The sequence below is a fragment of the Arthrobacter sp. ok362 genome (genome assembly GCF_900102785.1).
GTDB lineage: Bacteria > Actinomycetota > Actinomycetes > Actinomycetales > Micrococcaceae > Arthrobacter.
Map to the genome: position 1 here is coordinate 16,765 of NZ_FNGC01000011.1, position 15,305 is coordinate 32,069.

13 protein-coding genes and 2 riboswitches are annotated in these 15,305 nt (G+C 68.0%); of the genes, 10 read left to right on the plus strand and 3 right to left on the minus strand.

The features are described 5' to 3' along the window. Positions 1–182: 182 nt before the first annotated feature. A riboswitch (TPP riboswitch) is annotated at positions 183–329 on the plus strand. A gap of 66 nt (positions 330–395) precedes the next feature. From BLQ10_RS14990 to BLQ10_RS15030, 9 genes are all read left to right on the plus strand, one after another. Then, on the plus strand, positions 396–1,043 hold the full coding sequence (locus tag BLQ10_RS14990; protein WP_091563411.1) for an ECF transporter S component: 648 nt from the start codon (positions 396–398) through the stop codon (positions 1,041–1,043). Between the two features lie 16 nt (positions 1,044–1,059). Beyond that, positions 1,060–2,706, plus strand: coding sequence for an ABC transporter ATP-binding protein (locus tag BLQ10_RS14995; protein WP_091563412.1), 1,647 nt, complete (start codon positions 1,060–1,062; stop codon positions 2,704–2,706). Beyond that, entirely contained in the window at positions 2,703–3,506 is an 804-nt protein-coding gene (locus BLQ10_RS15000; RefSeq protein ID WP_091563413.1) for an energy-coupling factor transporter transmembrane component T family protein, read from the plus strand. Before BLQ10_RS14995 ends, BLQ10_RS15000 begins: the two co-directional genes overlap by 4 nt. A 138-nt stretch (positions 3,507–3,644) precedes the next feature. Further along, positions 3,645–5,168, plus strand: a complete 1,524-nt coding sequence (locus tag BLQ10_RS15005; RefSeq protein WP_091563414.1) for a UDP-N-acetylglucosamine 1-carboxyvinyltransferase — start codon at positions 3,645–3,647, stop codon at positions 5,166–5,168. A gap of 113 nt (positions 5,169–5,281) precedes the next feature. Then, on the plus strand, positions 5,282–6,481 hold the full coding sequence (locus BLQ10_RS15010; RefSeq protein ID WP_091563416.1) for a glutamate--cysteine ligase: 1,200 nt from the start codon (positions 5,282–5,284) through the stop codon (positions 6,479–6,481). A gap of 632 nt (positions 6,482–7,113) precedes the next feature. Beyond that, positions 7,114–8,019 carry a PIG-L deacetylase family protein gene (locus BLQ10_RS15015; RefSeq protein ID WP_091563419.1) on the plus strand — a complete coding sequence of 302 codons (906 nt, stop codon included), beginning with the start codon at positions 7,114–7,116 and terminating at the stop codon, positions 8,017–8,019. Continuing rightward, positions 8,016–8,960 carry an ATP-grasp domain-containing protein gene (locus BLQ10_RS15020; RefSeq protein WP_254785582.1) on the plus strand — a complete coding sequence of 315 codons (945 nt, stop codon included), beginning with the start codon at positions 8,016–8,018 and terminating at the stop codon, positions 8,958–8,960. Before BLQ10_RS15015 ends, BLQ10_RS15020 begins: the two co-directional genes overlap by 4 nt. Then, positions 8,947–10,242 carry a glycosyltransferase family 2 protein gene (locus tag BLQ10_RS15025; RefSeq protein WP_091563421.1) on the plus strand — a complete coding sequence of 432 codons (1,296 nt, stop codon included), beginning with the start codon at positions 8,947–8,949 and terminating at the stop codon, positions 10,240–10,242. The genes BLQ10_RS15020 and BLQ10_RS15025 overlap by 14 nt, the downstream gene beginning before the upstream one ends. Further along, complete coding sequence (locus tag BLQ10_RS15030) at positions 10,239–11,330, plus strand: hypothetical protein (protein ID WP_091563422.1); 1,092 nt, start codon at positions 10,239–10,241, stop codon at positions 11,328–11,330. Before BLQ10_RS15025 ends, BLQ10_RS15030 begins: the two co-directional genes overlap by 4 nt. Before the next feature lie 21 nt (positions 11,331–11,351). Here BLQ10_RS15030 and BLQ10_RS15035 read toward each other — a convergent pair whose 3' ends face one another. The 3 genes from BLQ10_RS15035 to BLQ10_RS15045 are packed head-to-tail and all read right to left on the minus strand — an operon-like array spanning position 11,352 to position 13,225. Further along, positions 11,352–12,560 carry an O-succinylhomoserine sulfhydrylase gene (locus BLQ10_RS15035; protein WP_091563424.1) on the minus strand — a complete coding sequence of 403 codons (1,209 nt, stop codon included), beginning with the start codon at positions 12,558–12,560 and terminating at the stop codon, positions 11,352–11,354. After that, entirely contained in the window at positions 12,561–12,980 is a 420-nt protein-coding gene (locus BLQ10_RS15040) for a rhodanese-like domain-containing protein (RefSeq protein ID WP_091563425.1), read from the minus strand. Beyond that, a complete protein-coding gene (locus BLQ10_RS15045) occupies positions 12,977–13,225 on the minus strand; it encodes a DUF1737 domain-containing protein (protein ID WP_254785599.1) in 249 nt (82 codons plus the stop codon). Before BLQ10_RS15045 ends, BLQ10_RS15040 begins: the two co-directional genes overlap by 4 nt. Before the next feature lie 117 nt (positions 13,226–13,342). After that, a riboswitch (SAM riboswitch) is annotated at positions 13,343–13,457 on the minus strand. A 352-nt stretch (positions 13,458–13,809) separates the two neighbouring features. Between BLQ10_RS15045 and BLQ10_RS15050 the strand changes: the two genes are divergently transcribed. Next, positions 13,810–14,766 carry an ATP-grasp domain-containing protein gene (locus BLQ10_RS15050; RefSeq protein WP_091563428.1) on the plus strand — a complete coding sequence of 319 codons (957 nt, stop codon included), beginning with the start codon at positions 13,810–13,812 and terminating at the stop codon, positions 14,764–14,766. The last annotated feature ends 539 nt before the right edge of the window (positions 14,767–15,305 follow it).

A 15,305-nucleotide genomic window follows, 5' to 3' on the forward strand; every position in this document is an offset into this window, starting at 1 on the left:
AATCCAGCTTTCCGGTGGGTGACGAGGCCGCCCGCTGGCGGTCCGGGTGTCCGACACGCTGACTCTACCAAGCGGCCGTTCCCGGGCGCTGGGACCGTCCGGCTACGGTCCCCGATTGTGACAGCACACCACTGAAAACTCGACCATTCGGGTGTAAACTGAGCCAGCCCACAAGGGCTAAATAATTACGACAGGGGAGCGCCGCCGTCGGGCATCACCGGAGGAATCCGGGGAAACCTTTTTTGGTGGGCGCTGAGAGTGCGGACAGCCGCAGACCCTCGAACCTGATCCGGTTAGTACCGGCGCAAGGGAGTCGAGTTCTCAGGGTGCGCGGAGGGCGGCGGAAGCCGAGGCCGGCCGGAGCACCCTCCCCTCCTGTTCCTCAGGAGGACGACATGACAGATATTTCAGCACAGCATGGTTCCACGAACCGTTCATCCGCACTGCGCAACTTCAACTGGCGTGTGGTGGACATTGTGGTGGCCGCATTGATCGCCGTGGCCGGAGGCGTCATCTTCTGGGCGTGGGATCAGGGGGCGAACCTGATTTCAACCCCGGTCAATGCGCTCTACCCGCCACTCACCGGACTCTACGCCGGCGGATGGATGATCCCGGCAGTGCTGGGAATGCTCATCATCCGCAAGCCGGGCGCGGCCCTCTTCTGCGAAACCGTGGCGGCCACGGGCGAACTGATCATGGGGTCGCAGTACGGCACCACGGTGCTGATCTCCGGCGTCCTGCAAGGCCTCGGCGCGGAACTGGTCTTCGCGGCGTTCCTCTACAAGAAGTTCAACCTGCCGGTGTCCCTGCTGGCCGGAGCCGGGGCGGGCCTCTTCTGCGGCCTGAACGATTCCTTCCTGCCGTGGGGCTGGAACATCGCCTACGAAGCCGGGGACAAGCTCGCCTACATCGTTTTCACCACCATCTCCGGAGCAGTGATTGCCGGCGGCCTGTCCTGGCTGGCCACCCGCGGCCTGGCCAAGACGGGTGTGCTGGGCTCGTTTGCCTCCCGCAAGGCCGCCACGGAGCCCGTCTTCTCCTGAACGCTGCAAACGACTCATGACATCTTCAACGGGCGTCCGGCCGGCCGCCGTCACGGCCCGCGGCTGGGGCTGGCGGCACGCCGGGAGGCCCCGGCCCGCGGTCAGCAGCCTTGACCTGGACATCCGGCCGGGGGAGCGCGTGCTCCTGCTGGGCCCCTCCGGCGCCGGCAAATCAACCCTGCTCCATGCCCTGGCCGGCGTGCTGGGCGATGGCGCGGCCGGCACCTCGGGCCCAGCCGGCGACGCCGGCGACCCTGAAGACACAGACGAGACCGGAAGCCTGCTGATCGACGGTGCCCCGCCACGGGCGCAGCGCGGCCGCGCCGGGCTTGTGCAGCAGGACCCGGAAACGCAGGTGGTGCTTTCCCGGCTCGGCGACGACGTCGCCTTCGGGGCGGAGAACCTCGCCGTCCCGGCGGCGGAGATCTGGCCGCGCGTGCGCGAGGCGCTCGACGACGTCGGGCTGGGCCGGCTGCCGCTGGACCATCCGACGTCGGCCCTCTCCGGCGGACAGAAGCAGCGTTTGGCGCTGGCCGGGATCCTCGCGATGCGGCCGGGGCTGCTGCTGCTCGACGAGCCGACCGCCAACCTCGACCCCGCCGGCGTCCTGGAAGTCCGCGATGCCGTGGGCCGCTGCCTGGATAAGACCGGCGCCACCCTGGTGGTCGTGGAGCACCGGGTGGCGGTCTGGAAAGACCTGGTGGACAGGATCGTGGTGCTGCAGCCCGGGTCCGCCACGGACTCCGCGGTGTTGATCGACGGGCCGCCGGACCGGGTCCTGGCCGAGGCGCGGGACATGCTCATCGGTGCGGGCGTCTGGGTGCCGGGCTACGTTCCGGCGACTCGGACGCGGCTTGCGGCGCGGGATGCCGGGCAGCTCCTGCTCGCGGCCGACGGGCTCGCGGTGTCCCGCGAGCGGCCGCGGCGGGCAGGGCTCCGCAACGGCTTCCGCACGATCGCGCCGCGCCCGGTCCAGTCCGGGGTTTCGGTCCAGGTGCGCGCCGGCGAGGCCCTGACCATCACCGGACCGAACGGCGCGGGGAAGTCCACCCTGGCGCTGACGCTGGCCGGCCTCCTGCGGCCTGTTGCCGGGACGGTCTCGGCCGCGCCGGAGCTCAGTGGGGGCGCCAGTGGTCGCGCCGATGGTCGCGCCGGCGCGGGCGCCGGAACCGATCCGTACCGGTGGAAGGCCCAGCAGCTGATCGCCAGGATAGGCACCGTGTTCCAGGAACCCGAGCACCAGTTCGTCACCGGCAGGGTCCTGGACGAGCTCATGTTCGGCCCCCGCCACCTCGGCTACGGCGAAGACCGCGTGGACGAGCTGCTGGAGCGGCTGCGGCTGACGGAGCTCGTGGACGCCAACCCCTACACGCTCTCCGGCGGCGAGAAGCGCCGCCTTTCGGTAGCCACCGTGCTGGCGGCGCACCCACAGGTGCTGGTCCTGGACGAGCCCACCTTCGGCCAGGATGCCAACACCTGGGCCGAACTCGCCTCGTTCCTGTCCGAGCTCCTCGACGCCGGCACCGCCGTTGTCTCCGTGACCCATGACGCCGAATTCAGCGCCGTGCTCGGCGGTACCGAACTCCGCCTCCGGCCACGGCAAACTGCCGCCGCGGATGCACCCGGCCCGGATCTTGAGCTGCCGGAGGGGGTCTCGCCATGAGGGACGCACTGAACCTGCGCGGCAACCATGCGCTGCTGACCCGCGCCAACCCGCTCGCCAAGTTCACGGCGGTCACCCTGATCACGCTGGTCCTGGCGCTGTCCATTGACTGGGTCTCCGCGTCGGTGGCGCTGGCCTTCGAACTGCTGCTCCTGCCGCTGGCCGGCCTGACCCTGGCCTTGTTGTGGCAGCGCGGCTGGCCGCTGATCCTCGCGGCGGCGCTGGGCGGCTGGAGCACCACCATCCTGGCGCCCGACGCCGGATCCGTCCTGTTCGACGCCGGGATCTGGTCCATCAGCGCCGGCTCCCTGCAGCTGGGGATCGGGTTCATGCTCCGCGGGCTCGCGATCGCACTGCCTGCGGTGCTGCTGATGAGCTGCACCGACCCCACAGACCTGGCCGACGCCCTGGCCCAGAACGCAAAACTGCCGCACCGGTTCGTCCTGGGCACTTTGGCCGCCATGCGGCTGGTCGGGATCATGGCCGAGCAATGGCAGACGATCGGCATGGCCCGGCGGGCCCGCGGCGTGGGCTCGAGCGGCAACCCCTATCAGCGGTGCCGCGCCGCCCTGGGCCAGAGTTTCGGCCTGCTGGTGCAGGCGATCCGGAGCGCGTCGCGGCTCGCGGTGACCATGGAGGCACGCGGGTTCGGCGGCGCCGCGCGGACCTGGGCACGGCCGTCCACGTTCAGCGGACTCGACGCCTGGGTGTTGCTGGGCGGGCTCGGCATCGCCGCAGCCGCCGTCGCCGCGGCCCTCGGCGCGGGCACCTGGAACCTGGTCTTCCTCACGCGCCAGTAGCCGGCGCCGCCACCGTGTCCGGGCTGCAGCCCGCCGCGGCCCGCCGGTTATCGCATGATGCGGGTATCCCTGTGAGATTAACGGCATTCCGGCGGGAATGCCGGGGGTTAATAAATCATCCGTGATATTTTCGGGGACATGACTCAACCGACTGCTGAACATGTAGGCCTCCTGCTCCGCGAAGCCCGCGGGGCGAAGGGCTGGACCCAGGGACAACTGGCCGCCGAGCTCGGCACCAGCCAGAGCGCCATTGCCCGGATGGAGCAGGGCAAGCAGAACCTGAGCCTGAAGATGATCCAGCGCCTGGAGGCGATCGTCGGGCACAGCATCGTCAAGGTGGGCCGGCCCCAGATGACCCACCTCCGTGTCGAGGGCGGCCGCACGCTCGCCGGCGCGGTGGACGTCAACAGCAGCAAGAATGCCGGCGTCGCGCTGTTGTGCGCCAGCCTCATCAACCGCGGGACCACCACCCTGCGCCGGCTGGCCCGGATTGAGGAAGTCAACCGGATCGTGGAGGTGCTGACCAGCATCGGCGTCGAGTGCACCTGGCTGAACGCGAACGATCTCCAGATCCGCCGCCCCGCGGTCCTGGACCTGGCATCCATGGATGTGGAGGCAGCCCGCCGGACCCGCAGCGTCATCATGCTCCTGGGCCCGCTGCTTGACGAGGCAGACATCTACCGGCTGCCATACGCCGGCGGCTGCGACCTCGGCACCCGCACCGTCCAGCCGCACATGCAGGCACTGCGCCAGTTCGGCCTGAGTGTGGAGGCGAAATCCGGGTTCTACGCGGTGCAGGCTCCGCCGTCGGACGGCCATGACCGCTCCTTCGCGCTGAGCGAACGCGGCGACACCGTCACCGAGAACGCCATCATGGCCGCAGCCCACCGCCGCGGCACCACCGTCATCCGCAACGCCAGCCCCAACTACATGGTGCAGGATCTCTGCTTCTACCTGCAGATGCTCGGCGTGGAAATCGCGGGGGTTGGCACCACCACACTGGAGATCACCGGCTGCCCGTCGATCGACGCCGACGTCGAATACTTCCCGTCCGAGGACCCGATCGAGGCGATGAGCCTCATCACCGCCGGCATCGTGACGAACTCGGAAGTCACCATCCGCCGCGTCCCGATCGAGTTCATGGAAATTGAACTCGCCACGCTCGAGCAGATGGGCCAGCGGCTCGAGGTCTCCGGGGAATACTTTGCCCGCAACGGCCGCACCCGTCTGGTGGACGTCACCACCAAGCCTTCGGAGCTGCGGGCGCCGGAGGACAAGATCCACCCCATGCCCTTCCCCGGCCTGAACATCGACAACCTGCCCTTCTTCGCGGTGATCGCCGCAAACGCCCATGGCCAGACCATGATCCATGACTGGGTCTACGAGAACCGGGCCATCTACCTGACCGAGCTCAACAAACTGGGCGCCCAGGTCCAACTGCTCGATCCCCACCGTATTTACGTCAACGGGCCCACCAAGTGGCGTGCCGCCGAGGTGGGCTGCCCGCCGGCCCTCCGCCCCGCCGCCTGCCTGCTGCTGGCCATGCTGGCGGCCCGGGGCGTCTCGGAGCTGCGGAACATCTATGTCATTGAGCGCGGCTATGAGGATCTGGCCGAAAGGCTCAACACCATCGGCGCGAAGATCGAGTACTTCCAGGATTAAGCCCAAGAAAACGCCGAGTCAGATCGCGGCCATCCGAAAGGGGTGAGCTGGGTGCGGAGTGACCCCGCGTTGGGGTAGGGGCGTTTCCGCGGATCCTGACGCACAATAGATTCATGCGCACGTTCGGCGTGGAGGAAGAACTGCTGATAGTGGACCCCGAATCGGGGATGCTGCTGGCCCTCGCCGACCTGATGCTGCCCAGCCTGGTTCCGCCGCAGCAGCAGGACACCGCGAGGATTGCCGCGACAGAGAAACCGGTCCACGAGGGCGCCGAATTTAGCTACGAGCTCAAGCTTGAACAGATCGAGACCCAGACGCATCCCTGCCTCGACTACACGGAACTGCTCCGGCAGCTCAGGCGGGGCCGGGCCCGGGCGGACCAGGCCGCGCGGGCGCACGGCGGCCGCGTCGCGGCCCTGGCCACGTCGCCCCAAGGCTCGGCCACACACCTGACACCGAATCCGCGCTATGCGACCATGCAGCAACGCTTCGGACTGACCGTCCGGAACCAACTGACCTGCGGCCTGCACGTCCACACCTTTGTGCAGTCCCCGGAGGAGGGCGTGGCCGTGATGGACCGGATCCGCGACAAGCTTGCCGTGCTGATAGCACTCAGCGCGAATTCCCCGTTCTGGAACGGGGCCGAGACCGGATTCGAAAGCTACCGCACCCAGGCGTGGAACCGCTGGCCGGGGTCGGGTCCCACGATGATCTTCGGCAGCCTGCCAATCTACCGCCGGGTGGTGACCCGGCTGGTGCAAAGCGGCGTCCTGATGGATGAGGGGATGGTCTATTTCGACGCGCGGCTGGCCCGGCAGCATCCCACCGTGGAGATCCGGGTCGCCGATGTGTGCCTGCGGGCCGAGGATGCTGCCCTGATTGCCGTACTGGTGCGCGCCCTTGTCGAGTCGGCGGCGCGGGAGTGGAACGACGGCGTTGACCCCGCCCCGGTGCCCACGCTGCTGCTGCGGATGGCCGCCTGGCAGGCCAGCAACTGCGGGCTGCGCGGGGAGCTCCTGGACTTTGGCACCTTCACCCCTGCCCCGGCGGCGGACGTGGCCAGGGCACTGGTGGATTTCGTGGCGCCGGTGCTTGAAGAGCAGGGCGAACTGGAGCTGGTGCGCGGGGGCGTCGAACGGATCCTGGCGGAGGGCACCGGTTCGCAGCTGCAGCGCGGGCCGTTCCGGGCGGGCGGACTGCCCGCCGTCGTCGAACGGGCTGTCGAACTGACGACTCAGGGGCCCACGCAGGGGTCCGCCCCCGAGGCCCGGGCCGACGAGGGTTCGCCCTTGGGCCGGGTGCGCCGGGGCTGACCAGGCGCCGGGCGCAGGCGGCCTTGGGGGTGCTAGAGGGCTAGACCTGCTTGAGCGCTGTGGGGTAACAAAAGGAAATAGGGCCGCACAGGGCGCATTTATTGCCGAATTCTGATACGGAATCACGGTTGTTTAAGGATTGTTTCCCAGCCTGTTTCCAGTTAGTTGATCCGGGCAGCTCGGCACGCCGGCGTTCGGGCTGCGAAATGCCCAGTCCGGGTAGTCGAAACACGAAATATGAGTACTACCTGCACCGGCCATTAATCCAGTTCGCTGAGGTTTCGGGTAGTGCCTACTCGGGTGTGCTGATAGGCCTCTCGCCTTTACTTGAGGAGTAAATCCAAGGTTTTTAGATGGTTTCCAGAAGGTCTCACAATGTCACGTAACACGCCGGGGGGCGGTTGTGCTGAGCCACATACGCGCTGGTCAATGCCCCGTAGTGCTCGCACAGCCCACCGTGGCTGCACCTTTCGCCGGCAGGCGCCCTGCCAAGGTGCCTGCGAGCCGATTCGGGAAATGCCCCGCCTCACGCCCCAAAGCCCGGTTCGTTTATGCGCCCGGGCCTGAAGATCAAACCGTTTAATCCGGCCCGGCACTGGGGTGCCGAACTTCAACATAGGAATTGAATTCACATGGTCTCGATTTATGTTTTGCTCATTGTTTTCCTGATCACTTTTGTGGCCGCCGCCGCCCTTGGCCGATCCTGGTTCCACCGCCGCTTGCGCCGCCCCGAGCTACTCCGCAGGATTTGCCTCCTTGCTGGCTCGATGCTGCTGGTGGCAAATCTGGCCTGCTTTATTCTCGACGCACCCGAGTTGTGGCGGACCGCCAGCCTCACGGCCACGCTTGGAGGGCTCGCGTCCCTGGGCGTTACTATGACGGCCCTGCGCACCGGCGGAGTCCCGGCCCGCCAGCCCCGCAGAGTGCTGGCGATCGGCGCCCACCCCGACGATCTTGAACTTGCCTGCGGCGGGACGCTGGCCAAATTCGTCGACTCCGGACATGAGGTGCAAGGGCTCGTCATGAGCGATGGCAACCGTGGCGGGGATGCCCTGGAACGCTCCCTCGACGCGCAGCGCGGCGCCGCGTTCATGGGCCTCACCGGCATGACCCACCACAGCTTCACCGACACGGAACTGAACCGGCACAGCCAGGAAATGGTGGGCGTCATCGAAACCGCGATCGCCCGGTACAACCCGGACATCATCCTCACGCACTCCAACCACGACCAGCACCAGGACCATCAGGCCGTCCACATGGCCACCCTGCGGGCCGCCCGCCAGCACCACTCGATCCTCTGCTACGAGAGCCCGTCGGCAACCCGGGACTTCAGCCCGAGTGTATTCGTCGACATCGACGAATACGTCGACGCCAAGGTCGAGGCCGTCAAGTTGCACAGCGACCAGCTCGCCAAGCCTTACATGACGCCGGAGCGGGTCCGCGGCATCGCCTCGTTCCGCGGAGGACAGGCGAGGCGCCGTGTCGCCGAAGCCTACGAACCCGTCCGTCTGCTGAGCACGGAAATGGAAAAGCTGTGAAGCCCCGCGTGCTGGTCACCGGCGCCGGCGGCCCCGCGGGCCGCGCCATCGCGGCCCAGCTGAAGTCCCGCGGCGTTCCCGTCCTGGGCACCGATATCCGCGAGCTGCCCGCGGGGGCGGGCGTCACCGTCGTTCGGGTGCCGCCGGCCTCGGACCCGGATATGGTTTCGGCCCTGCACAGGCTCGTCGTCCAGGAGGGCATCAATCTGGTCATCCCCACGGTGAGTGAGGAGCTCCCGCAGCTTGCGGCGTTCCGTGCCGCCTTCGGGGCCGACGTACGGGTAATCATCGGCGACCCCGGTCCGGTGGCCCTCGCCAACGACAAGCTCTTCACGGCCTGGCAGCTGCACGCGGCCGGGGTGCCGGTACCGAGATTCGGTGTGCCGGGGGACTTCGCCGACGCCGGCGCGGCCATGGCTGCGCTCGGCGGCCCAGTGGTGGTCAAGCCGCGGGTCTCCCGCGGCGGGCGCGACGTGATTGTCATCGACGGCCGCGAGGAGGTGGACTGGCACCACCTGCCGGAAGGCCAGATTGTCCAGGAGTTCATCCCGGGTGCCGAATACGGCCCCATGGTGTTCGGCACGCCGGCGCGCAGCGGGACCGCGCCGTTCGTCGTCGTCGTGGAGAAGACCGAACTGGCGCAGGGCAACGTGGGCAACGCCGTGACCACCCGCCGCGCCGAGGGCGGCGAGGCCGTGGACGTCGGCAATGTGGCCATGGCCGCCGTCCGCTCGCTGGGCCTCACTGGCCCGGTCGACGTCGACGTCCGCCGGCGTGCCGACGGGACCCCGGTGGTCCTCGAAGTGAACGCACGGTTCGGCGCGAACAGCGAGCGGGCCCCGGAACTGCTCGACGCCGTCCTGGCGTCGTTTGTCCTTCCATCCTTCAACCCGGCGTCCTTCCGGCAAAGCACAGGAGCGTACGCCCATGTCCTGGTTTGAATCCGCCTCCGCATCAGCCATCCCCGGGGCCGAGTTCCTCCTGCTCCTTCTCGGCCTGCCGATTCTGGTGTTCGGGCTCGTGAAACTGCTGGTGCTGCCGCTGTCCGTCGGTTTTGAACTCCGGGCGGCACGCCGCCGCCGCCGCGCAGCGCCCACCCTGTTGGATGACTGGCCCAGTGTGTCGATCATTGTCCCGGCGTTCAACGAGGCGACCGTGATCGAAAACTGCGTCCGCTCGATCCAGCTCACCCGGTACGACCGGTACGAGGTGGTGCTCGTGGATGACGGCTCCACTGACAATACGGCCGAGCTGATGCACGCTCTCGCCGCAACGGACCCCCGGATCACGGTGCTGACCCAGGCCAACGCCGGCAAGGGGGCCGCACTGAACCTGGGCATCCGCCAGGCCACCGGCGAGGTCCTCATGTTTGTCGACGCGGACGGGATCTTCTCCCGGAATACGGTCAAGCGGATGCTCCAGGGTTTCACTGATGAGCGCACCGGGGCCGTGTGCGGCGATGACCGGCCGGTGAACTTGAACCGGGTCCAGACCCGGATGCTGGCATTTATCAGCCATGTCGGCACCGGGATGGTCCGGCGGGCACTGACCATGATCCGCTGTCTTCCGATCGTCTCCGGCAACATTGGGGCGTTCCCCCGTCGGGTGCTGGAGGAGATCGGGCCGTTCCGCGAAGACACGGTGGGCGAGGACCTGGAACTCACATGGCGGGTGCACAAGGCCGGCTACCGGGTGGTCTTCGCTCCCCGGGCGCTGGTCTATGCCGAGTCGCCGTCAACCGTCCGTGCGCTCTGGCGCCAGCGCGTCCGCTGGGCCCGCGGCCTGCTGCAGACCATGGGCGTCCACAAGGGCATGATTGGCAACCTCCGGCACGGCCAGTTCGGCGCGTACTTGCTCTTCAACACCATCACCATGGTTGTCCTCCCGGTGCTCCAGATCCTGGTGCTCCTGGACCTGGGTTTTCTCCTGGGGCTGGGCCGGAGCCCGCTCGGCGCCGACATCTGGGCACTCCTTGGTTGGGTGGGGCTGTTCATCACGCTGCTGCTGACGGTATTTGCCCTGGCCATGAACAGGGCGTGGAAGGACTTGCGGCATCTGTGGGTGCTCCCGCTCGTCCCGCTCTATTCCGTATTCACCAGCCTGACCATGGTGGCCGCGCTGGCGCAGGAACTCCGCGGCACGGAAGCGCGCTGGAACAAGCAGACGCGGACCGGGGTGGTCAGCGTCACCGCCCCCGCCGGGCGCGCGGAGGTCAGCGTTTGAGGCGCAGACCGGCCGCCTTCCCTGCCCTGGCGCTCCTGTCGGTGCTGGCGCTCGCTGCCACGGGGTGCGGGGGGCCGCGGGAACCGGCGGCATCCGCCGCAGAGCGTACGGTCGGCGTCGGCTACGAAACCGTGGTCGACGCCGCCTCGACACTGCCGGAACTGGCCAGACGGCTCGACGAGGTGAACGCCAACAGCGTCACCATCAGCGTCGGGCGGCTGGACTGGACGGCGTTCCCGTGGGCCGCCCACCCCGAGATTGAGGCTGTTCCGGGCCGTGACCACGTGGCCGAGGCAGTCAAGGCGCTGGGGACCCGCGGCGATGGCAAGAAGCGCAGGATCACGCTGACCATCGACTTGCTGATCCCGCGCTGGATCAGCACGAACCCGGGGTTGGCGGCCATCAACTTCGACGGCACCCGGTCCAAGGCCTTCGCCAGCGTCACCGCCCTCACAACGGGGCCCGTCGGGGAACGGCTCGTGGACTTCGTGGCCGAGGTCACCAGGCGGTACCAGCCGGACGCCGTGGCCTTGACGGAACTGATGTTCGACAACAACACCTACGGCGGCGACGACCGCGATTCCTACCTGCTGGCCGCTGGCGGGACGGACTGGCCACGGCTCGCGGGCGGGGACATCGACGTCGAACACCCCAGTATTGGGGCCTGGCGGTCGAAGTCGGTGGCAACCGTCGTGGCCAAGGCGGCGACGGCCGCGCACGCCAACGGTGCCACCCTCGACATGGACGTCCGGGCGCCGTGGCACGATCCTGCCGGCGACCGGCCCGAGAGCGGCCATGACTACGGGCTGCTCGCCGCGGCCGCGGACCGGCTGGTCTTGTGGGACTACTTCGGTCTCAACGACGCCGCACCCTCCTACTCCGCCGAGCTGGCCAAAGCCATGGCGAAGCGGTCCGGCAAGTTCGCCATCTCGGTCGGGATGTGGGCCAAGGATGGGCGTATCTCGGCCGCAGACCTGGCGGCCGGGCTGGAGGCGTCCGTCTCCGGCGGGGCGGCCGCCGTCGCCGTCACACCGTCCAGCATGCTCGACGACGACGCCTGGCGGGCGCTCAAGATGGCCTGGACCTAGGCGCCCGCGGAATCTCCGGGTTCAGACCTGCTTGAGCGCTTGGCCGACGTCGCGGATCAGGTCCTCGACGTCCTCCAGGCCCACCGAAAGCCGGACCACGCCGTCGCTGAGCCCGATCGCCGCGCGGCCTTCCGGGCCCATCGCGCGGTGCGTGGTGGTGGCCGGGTGCGTGATCAGGGTCTTGGCATCGCCAAGGTTGTTGGAGATGTCGATGATCCGCAGCGCGTCCAGCAGCGCGAAGGCGGCCTGCTTCGCAGTGCGTCCGCGCGAGGGCGAAAGCTCCAGCGTGAGCACAGTCCCGCCGGCCTTCATCTGCTGCACCGCGAGTTGGTACTGCGGGTGGGACGGCAGCAGCGGGTATTTCACCCAGCCGACTGCCGGCTGTCCCTCGAGCCATTCGGCCAGCCGCAGGGCGGAGGCCGAGGAATGGTTGACGCGCAGGGCCATGGTCTCCAGGCCCTTGGTGAGCACCCAAGCGTTGAAGGCCGAGAGCGCCGGGCCGGTGTGCCGCATGAGCTGCTTGACGGGCCCGTCAATGAATTCCTTGGTGCCCAGGATGGCCCCGCCCAGGACCCTACCTTGGCCGTCGATGTGCTTGGTGCCGGAGTAGACGATCACGTCGGCGCCGAGGTCCCCGCAGCGCTGCAGCAGCGGGGTGGCGAAGACGTTGTCGACCACCACCGTGGCGCCGGCCGCATGCGCCAGTTTGCTCACGGCGGCGATGTCCACGATTTCCTGCATGGGGTTCGACGGCGACTCGAAAAACACTGCCGTGGTCGGCTCGGACAGCGCAGACTGCCACTGCTCCAGGTCCGGGCCGTCCACGAAGACCGTCTCGACACCCCAGCGCGGCAGGATTTCGTTGAGGATCACAAAGCACGAGCCGAACAGCGAGCGGGCCGCGACCACGCGGTCGCCGTCCGCCAACAGCGCGCCCAGGGCGGTGAAGACTGCGGACATGCCGGACGCCGTCGCAAAGCATGCCTCGGTTCCCTCAAGCAGGCGGAGCCGCTCCTGGAAGGTCGCGACGGATGGGTTGCCGTAGCGGGAGTAGACGAAGCGCTCGTCCTCCCCGGTGAAGGCGCGCTCGGCGGCGGCCGCGGACTCGTAGACGAACCCTGAGTTGAGGAAGATCGGCTCGGTGGTTTCCTGGAAGCCGGTGCGGTCCAGGCCGCCACGGACAGCCTGGGTGTCGGCGGCCCAGCCGGCGGCGTCGGGATTGAAAGTCACTTAGATCTTTCCGAGGTTGGTGGGCAGGCCGCGGTTCTTCCAGCCGTTGACGGTGCGTTCGCCGAAGCGGTCGGTTTCGCCCTCGAAGCCCTCAAGAACGTTGTACGAGGTGTAGCCGGCGGCCGTCGCGGCCGTCGCGGCGGCGATCGACCGGGCACCGGAGCGGCAAAGGAAGACCAGTTCGACGGCGGTGTCCTCCGGTGCCTGCCGCGTTAGCTGTTCCACGAAGTGCGGGTTCGGCGCGCCGCCGGCGAGGTTCCACTGGATGAAGAGCGGATCGTTTCGCCTTTCGCCCGCGGATGCAGTGTCCGGGATGCCGATGTGGGCCCATTCGCCCTCGGTCCGGACATCCACCAGAATGGCTCCCGCCTCCAGCTTGGCCCACGCCTCATTGGGGCTGAGGTCTCCGGCGTAGCTCATGCGTGGCCCTCGAATGCCCCAGCAACGCCAAACTCGTCGGCGTCGAGCTCATCAACTGCATTGGCCACGGCGGCGTCCGCGCTGGCAATCGCGGCCGGCAGGACCAGCGCCTGCGCCACCATCACGGTGCTGCCGTTGAAGCTGGCGGCCGGGCTCCCGTGCAGGACGTAGCCCTCGGCCAGGGCGGCCGACACGCGCTCACAAAAGGCGCGGTCATCCGCGCCGGTGAACAGGCGGTAGGCCAGCTTTTCCTCGCCGACGGTTGCTGCACTGGTTGCTGCACTGGGGGCTGTGCCGGGGGCTGGGGTACTGAGTCTTTCGGGTACCGCGGGTGTGGACGTGTCGGGCACGACGGATCTCCTCTTTCACGCTTGCAGCTCGAATGGTCGATATGCCGAGTATTCACCTGAGGCACCCCGCCGCGAAAGGGAGGGTTGCCGACCGGCCAGTCAGGGCTTGGCACCGGTTCTCATTACTCCCCAAAAACGTAACACCTACAACGCCGCCCGCACGGGCGCCGTCGTCATGTTCCGTAACCGGGCCATGCCCAACCCCTGGTGCCGGCTGGTGGATCGTATGCAGGCACTCACACAAGTAGTAGCGGACTCCAGTTTCGGGTACCGCCCACTCGTGTGCGCGCGGACTTTTCGCCGTCTACTGGGACAAAGGTCCTACGTGTCGGCCGGAGTTGCAGCTGATTCGAGCAGTTTGTGAATCGAGCAGTCCGTAAATCGAGTCGTCTGTCCATCAACAAGTTGTCTGTGAATCGAGTGCCGAAACCGTCGCAGCCGCAACCGCGGCCCGGCCGTGACGGCGGAATGGAGCAATTGTGGGCCCGCGCATACTGGTAACCGGGATAGCAAGCGCCGCCGGCCGGACCGTCGCGGCCCAGCTCGAAACCCGCGGCCTCCCGTATCTCGGCTCCGATGCCCGCGCCGACACCCGTCAGGCGGAGGATGCTCCCGCCGCAGCCGCGGTCAGGCTCCTGCCCGCGACGGACCCGGACATGATCCTGGACCTGCGCCGGCTGGTGGATCGCGAAGCCATCAACGTCATCATTCCGACCCTCACGGTGGAACTTCCGGCCCTGGCCGCGGGCCGTGCCGGATTCGCCCAGGACGTGCGGATCATCGTGGGCGACCCTGCCGCGGTTGCCCTCGCCAACGACCACCTTTTCACCGCCTGGGCGCTGCAGGCAGCTGGCATTCCGGTTCCCCGGTTCGCCGTTCCGGGTGACCTAGCCGCCGCCCCGGCATCCCTCGCCGGCCTCAGCGGCCCGGTGGTGGTCAAGTCGAGGGTCTTCAGAGGATCCCGTGGTGTCCACGTGCTGGCCGGAACCGCGTCCGTGAGCTGGAAGAACATGCCGGCGGGGCAAGTTGTCCAGGAATTTATCCCGGGCGCCGACTACGTCTGCCTGGTGTTCGGCACCCCGGCACGCAACGCGATGGCGCCTGTGGTGGTGGTCCTCGAGAAGACCAGGACTCCGTATGGACGCGCCGGCAGCGATGAAGTCAGCCGCAGGGTGCCGGCGGGCCAGGCCGGGGACGTACGGAAGCTGGGCCTCGCCGCCGTTCGCACGCTCGGGCTGACCGGGCCGGTCCAGGTCCAGATCCGCCGCCGCGCGGATGGAACCCCTGTGGTGCTGGGCGTCTGCGCGACCCTCGGGGAGAACAGCAAGTGGGCCCCGGAAATGCTCGACGCCGTGCTGGCAACCTTCATGCTCCCGGCGTTCAACGCCGCCTCGTTCCGGCGGTGCCCGGCAGTTCCCGCGGACGCCCTGGGGTGAGTCGCCAGCGCCAGCCTAGATGTAGTGCGCGCACGCAGCCGCTGAGTCTCCCCACGTTTGAGGCGGGGCGACGGCGTGTTCCCGCAAAACGCCGTCGTTACCGGGATGCCGGATCGCAAAGCTGGTGAGGACCGGCACGCCCGGCCACGGTCCGGTCAGTGCGTGATGAGATGGGATCCATGTCGGGTCCTGGGCGGGCTGCCGGCCGGGCTCCTGAATAACCGGATCAGCCCAACGGTCAGGGCAGTCGCCAGGAGGAGGATCAGCCGCACGGCACCGGCCAAGAGCATGAGCAGCACTAATCCGAAAATGAGGGGCAAACACAATATGAAAATGGCGACGAGGGTAACAACATAGCCGAATGCGTAGCCAACAAGGGTTGCCTGATCCATTGGACTGCCGTTCATAGCGATAGGGCGATTCCCTGAATTCTGCCGATACCTACGGCAGCTGTGCGGCATGTGACCCCGGGCACTTCCGCGGTTCCGGACAGCTTTGGGCCAAGCAGGATCCCGCGCCATCGGCTGTCACGGGATGAG

Coding starts and splice junctions, on each gene's coding strand:
- BLQ10_RS14990 (WP_091563411.1), top strand. CDS start 396: ATGACAGATATTTCAGCACAGCATGGTTCCACGAACCGTTCATCCGCA.
- BLQ10_RS15015 (WP_091563419.1), top strand. CDS start 7,114: ATGGTCTCGATTTATGTTTTGCTCATTGTTTTCCTGATCACTTTTGTG.
- BLQ10_RS15040 (WP_091563425.1), bottom strand. CDS start 12,980: ATGAGCTACGCCGGAGACCTCAGCCCCAATGAGGCGTGGGCCAAGCTG.
- BLQ10_RS15010 (WP_091563416.1), top strand. CDS start 5,282: ATGCGCACGTTCGGCGTGGAGGAAGAACTGCTGATAGTGGACCCCGAA.
- BLQ10_RS15005 (WP_091563414.1), top strand. CDS start 3,645: ATGACTCAACCGACTGCTGAACATGTAGGCCTCCTGCTCCGCGAAGCC.
- BLQ10_RS15025 (WP_091563421.1), top strand. CDS start 8,947: ATGTCCTGGTTTGAATCCGCCTCCGCATCAGCCATCCCCGGGGCCGAG.
- BLQ10_RS15000 (WP_091563413.1), top strand. CDS start 2,703: ATGAGGGACGCACTGAACCTGCGCGGCAACCATGCGCTGCTGACCCGC.
- BLQ10_RS14995 (WP_091563412.1), top strand. CDS start 1,060: ATGACATCTTCAACGGGCGTCCGGCCGGCCGCCGTCACGGCCCGCGGC.